A 1,333-nucleotide genomic window follows, 5' to 3' on the forward strand; every position below is an offset into this window, starting at 1 on the left:
CGCACCGGCGGTCGCCGCCGTGGCCGCGCTCGCCTTCGCGGCGCCGATGGTGGCGAGGTACCCGAGGGCCGCGCCGCCCAGGACGATCGGGGCGATGATCGCGCGCAGGCCGCCGTTGACGTCGGCGAGCTCGGCGGCCAGCGCCCGGCAGTTCTCGCACTCGTCGAGGTGGTTCTCGACCTGGCTGCGCTCGCGCTTGGACAGCCCGTCGCGCGTCCAGGCACCCAGCCGGTCGGCGCAGGCGCGGCAGCGTTCCTCGGCGTTCTCCTGCAGGTGGACCTGCAGGTAGGCCTGCCGGAGGCCTTCGCGGGCGCGGTAGGCGAGCGCGGAGACGCCGTTCGCGGTCAGCCCGAGCAGGGGCGCGACTTCGGCGGGGCTCTGCTGCTCGATTTCGGTGTGCCAGAGCACGGCCTGCCAGCGTTCGGGCAGCCGCGCGAACGCCTTCGCGGCCATCGTCCGTTCGAGCCCGGCGACGGCGGTGTCGGAGAACGGGACGGTCAGCGCCTCGGCCGCGGCCCCGCCGACCTCGCTCATGTCCTCGTTGAGGTCGACCCGGCGTTCCTTGCGGGTGCGGTCGTACGCCGTGTGACGAAGAGCGGTCAGCAGGTACGCCCGGAAGGCGGTGTCCGGGCCCTTGCCGCCACGCAGCGTGTCGAGCACCTTGGCGAACGCCTCGGAGACGAGGTCGTCGGCCTCGGAGCTCGAGCGGGCCAGCTGGCGGGCCAGGTTGTGGGCCGCACCCGTGTGCCGTTCGTAAAGTGCCCCGTACGAGGCAATCTTTCCCGAGCGGACTTCCGCGATCAGCTCGGCGTCACTCTTTCCGCTGAGATCGGCGGGAACGGTGGACACGGCACTCCTCGGTCGGTTAAAGCCAGGACCTGCCATTACAGGCGGATCCGGGACGCGAGACAAGTGTGACTGACCCACCCTGAGTCGTCACGCGGTGGTAGGGGTGTTGACTCCGACGGCGCAGCAAAATCACCCACCCCCGGGTCGCGGGGTGGAAAAGCTTCCTAACAAAACTCGCGAGTACGCGTCACGGGATCCGGTGGAGCACGTCCTCACCGTGAAGCACCGAACAAGATCGACACGCACCGGACGAAAGGGATGGGGGGGCCAGTGGACGTTCCGGCTACGCGCTCCGGCCCCGGTGACGTCCCACGTCGGACCCAGGTCGAGCGCGATCGCTCCCTGCGCGCGCTGCGCGCCCGCTGGCGCACGGCCAGCCTGGCCGCGGGCTGGCGGTTCCCGAGCGACTGGGCGCTGCCCGAGGTCGACGCCGTCTGCGCGGCCGTGATGGCCAAGGGCCGGGCCGAAGCCGCGGAAACCGCGC

Annotated in this window: 1 protein-coding gene and 1 pseudogene; one reads left to right on the forward strand and one right to left on the reverse strand. The window is 71.5% G+C overall.

Annotated elements, in window-relative coordinates; translation table 11 throughout:
- Positions 1-849 (reverse strand): sigma-70 family RNA polymerase sigma factor (locus G3I65_RS21985; protein WP_160697781.1); only part of this gene is annotated, 849 nt, incomplete at its 3' end.
- Between the two features lie 270 nt (positions 850-1,119).
- On the opposite strand from G3I65_RS21985, the pseudogene G3I65_RS21990 reads away from it, so the two are divergent.
- Positions 1,120-1,333, forward strand: a pseudogene (locus G3I65_RS21990) (GGDEF domain-containing protein); the annotation flags it as partial.

This window comes from Amycolatopsis sp. SID8362, from assembly GCF_010550475.1.
Lineage (GTDB): Bacteria > Actinomycetota > Actinomycetes > Mycobacteriales > Pseudonocardiaceae > Amycolatopsis > Amycolatopsis eburnea.